At 45.1% G+C, this 3,175-nt stretch carries 3 protein-coding genes; all 3 read right to left on the bottom strand.

All coding sequences use genetic code 11. From position 1 onward, the window contains the following. Positions 1 to 228 (bottom strand): transposase (locus tag QWI17_RS17430; protein WP_302723800.1); only part of this gene is annotated, 228 nt, incomplete at its 3' end. Positions 229 to 262: 34 nt separating this feature from the next. Then, positions 263 to 976 carry a DUF4034 domain-containing protein gene (locus QWI17_RS17425; protein ID WP_302723799.1) on the bottom strand — a complete coding sequence of 238 codons (714 nt, stop codon included), beginning with the start codon at positions 974 to 976 and terminating at the stop codon, positions 263 to 265. 75 nt (positions 977 to 1,051) lie between these two features. Further along, complete coding sequence (locus QWI17_RS17420) at positions 1,052 to 2,653, bottom strand: cellulose binding domain-containing protein (RefSeq protein WP_302723798.1); 1,602 nt, start codon at positions 2,651 to 2,653, stop codon at positions 1,052 to 1,054. Positions 2,654 to 3,175: the final 522 nt, after the last annotated feature.

The following is a 3,175-nucleotide window of genomic DNA, read 5'->3' as shown; positions in this document are numbered from 1 at the left end:
CTTCAGGCGCTCTTCGGCGTACATCTTCTTTAAACGCCGGTTCTCCTCCTCCAGCTCCTTGAGCCTGGCCATCATGGAAGCGTCCATTCCACCGTACTTGCTACGCCACTTGTAGAAGGTGGCAGAGCTCATGCCGTGCTCGCGACACAGCTCTGGAACCGGGGTTCCGGCCTCAGCTTGTTTAAGGATGGCCATGATCTGGCTATCTGAATACTTCGATTTTTTCATGCAGAATCTCCTGCGCAAATGATACGAGAAAATTCTACTTTTGGCCCCTGCTAATTTCCGGGGGGATTACCAAGTCATTATCTAATTCAATACTTTCAAGAAATGCTTGCCTGGCAAGCGACAACCTAACTAAGAATTTTTCAATACCATCGTTTGTTACCGTATCGGCTGTTCCCGAACCTCTTGCTTCCCACGCCCAATGAACGTATTGGTACCCACTCGTCAGTGCGGCGAACGCACTGCCAGGTTTATTCAAAGTCCATTTATCAAAGTACTCGCTTCTCCCAGTCTCATCGACGAGCGTATCAATTACTCGATGTCTTTGGTCAGCACTCATTGCTTTGAGCAAAGCCTCGGCACTATCCCACTTTTCATTTGACAGATGACTCAACAGTTTTGTAAAAGACTCCGAATTTTTATCACTGTAGAAACTAGTCTTGGGTTTTACTCCAATGTACAAAAGTAAATAATTGGTCGCACTGAGTATTCTATGTAGAAATCTAATCAAGCTGGGTGTCGAAAATGGGTCATCCCTATAGTATCGAGTAATCTCCAGTGTCAGAATCAAACCAACCCCGATGGCAACAGCAGAAACTATAAGGTCATAACCTAAGACTTCGTGTATCACAGAGTGTATAACCACATAGACCACCACCCAAAGAAACCCATTGCTGTCTCTTTTATCGGTATAAAAATACAGTGCGGCCATCACAACCAGATATACCGCAATATCAACTGGGATATTCATGTGTTACTACTTCCATAGTCTAAATAGAGGGCCGGCCTTTTAGCCAGCTCTTGTTATTGTCTCTAAGCATTGAATCTAACGACTCGCGCAGAAGCCTACAGAAGTATTTATTTGGTCTGGCTGTAATACATCGTTCCAACTCAGTCCACTGACTGACAGTGTTGAGCCGCTCTGACTCCAGTTGCCGTTCCATAGGTTGTTAATACTACCCTCAACTTCAAGAGCTACATCCCACACTTGTGGCTCATCAGTTGTATTGGTAAGAATTACATTCGCACAATAACCAGCGTTCCAATCTGACGTTATCGCTAATTCGGCCGTTACTTCGGGTTCCGGTTTTTCTACTTCTGGTTCCAGGTAACTGAAGGCTGCAAATGTATAACGTCCGCCAGCGGAGAATGTAGACACATATTCCAGTTCCGTAGTGTATAGAAGCGCTTCCTCTTCGTAATAACTCGTAACTAGAATGTTATCGCCACGAATGTCGATATCGCTGAAAGCGGCCGTGGTTGAAACAGAGGCGACTAAATTTCCCTCTGGGTCAAACTTACTTATTGCCCCATTCCAGCCAGCCAAGAAGATATTGCCATTTTCATCGGCCGTAGCCGCTCTGGAAGACGAAATATGGCCTAAATCAACTTCTCGTTCTACACCCATGGTAGCAGGGTTAACAATTTGCAAATGCCCATAGGTATCTTCTAAGGCGTATAGCAACCCGTCTTCACCTAAAGTTATGTCTATATATTCGTCGTCGGTTAAGAATCTTGCAAAGGTTTCAAGTTGTCGGTCGAACCTAACAATACCTTGTGCTGTTCCGCCACTGCCAGTCTTCATATCCGTTAAATATATGTAGTTGGCATCGGCAGCAATGCCGCCGTAGCTGACATTGGCGACAATTGACCACTCATCGTACTCTCTATGAGCCCAGCTATCGCCGTCATATATGCTGAGGTTGGGATTGAATTGTCCATTGAATACGGCAATCTCTGTTTCGGATACGGGAATAATATCGCGAGCTGAATCCCACTGATAAAAATTTGGTATCTCTATAGTCTCTAGCAGTACACCGGCATAGCTGTATCGATAGATAGTGTTATTGCCCATTACAAGAACCGAGTCTTGATTCGGGTCTACTGTAATTTCCGGTGCAAGAGTCTTAAATGCCAAATCCTCCTGCTGAGTAATATTATCTAAGAATAGTTCACCATTGCTGTATGATTCGTAATTGGTGTAGGCCACACTAAACGGAAGGTTATCATTAGCATGAATACCAAATACGTACGTTTCTCCGAGCTGAAGAGGAACGCTTTCGGGAAATTCAAAAGTAACCGGAACTGAAGTCCCACCACCTTTGTTACAGCCTGGCCCTTCTTCGAAATTAAAGCAATCCTCCAGAAACACAGCTTGTGTTTGAGCAATAACTTCATTCGCCGGATCTTCAAGATGCAAAGTCAAGTAGACGTCTCCCCCTACTGGGAAGCCACCTCCATCTACCATATTCAACTGAATAGCTTTAAGCGCATTAATTGTCGGAGTAAAAGACTGTGCAGTGTCGTAGTACGTAAAGCTTCTGTGGTAATTAATTTCTGTTTGCTGCTGATCTACTACTAAAGCGTTACTTGCAGACACAGCGACCGTAGCTGCAATTGCTGTACTCAGTGTGAAAGCCTTTTTCATTGTATATCCCTTGTCCATTCGTGTTTTTGGTCAGTTGCCGCTGGCTCAGAACTACAGTTATGCAATACCCACGTAGCAACCTTATATCCACAAATTTAGCCGGTGATCTAGCAATGGAACAGAAGGGGTAAGAACGACAAACGCGCGTGAAAAGGAAAATCTTGCTTCTACCGTCCATATTGGCCAAATTTGGGTCTACCGATAACCCGCCATATAGGCTAGATATTTCCTCTCGATACACCATCACGCTAAGTAGCAAATGCTGCCATGATTGTACAAACTTCGCAACTCCTCGTATCGTCACATTATATTGATTGTGGGGTAATATAACCTTGTGAAAGGACAAAAACATCAGACAACAGGGCGGTTTACCTAGCAGGCTGTTGAAAAACCCCTTACGTACTCAGACTCTCAGGCTGGTTCGTAATCTAGGCGCCACTTTGACGGTGTGTGCCCACCCATCGAAAAGTGGCAACGACGAGTACGGGCCAGCCTGGAAGTCCCGCAGGGCGAGGCCTGAAG

Origin of the sequence: Gilvimarinus gilvus (genome assembly GCF_030518155.1) — a bacterium.
Taxonomy (GTDB): domain Bacteria; phylum Pseudomonadota; class Gammaproteobacteria; order Pseudomonadales; family Cellvibrionaceae; genus Gilvimarinus; species Gilvimarinus gilvus.
Note: the sequence above shows the minus strand (reverse complement) of the source record. Positions and strands in the feature narration are given on the sequence as shown.

Coding starts and splice junctions, on each gene's coding strand:
- QWI17_RS17425 (WP_302723799.1), bottom strand. CDS start 976: ATGAATATCCCAGTTGATATTGCGGTATATCTGGTTGTGATGGCCGCA.
- QWI17_RS17420 (WP_302723798.1), bottom strand. CDS start 2,653: ATGAAAAAGGCTTTCACACTGAGTACAGCAATTGCAGCTACGGTCGCT.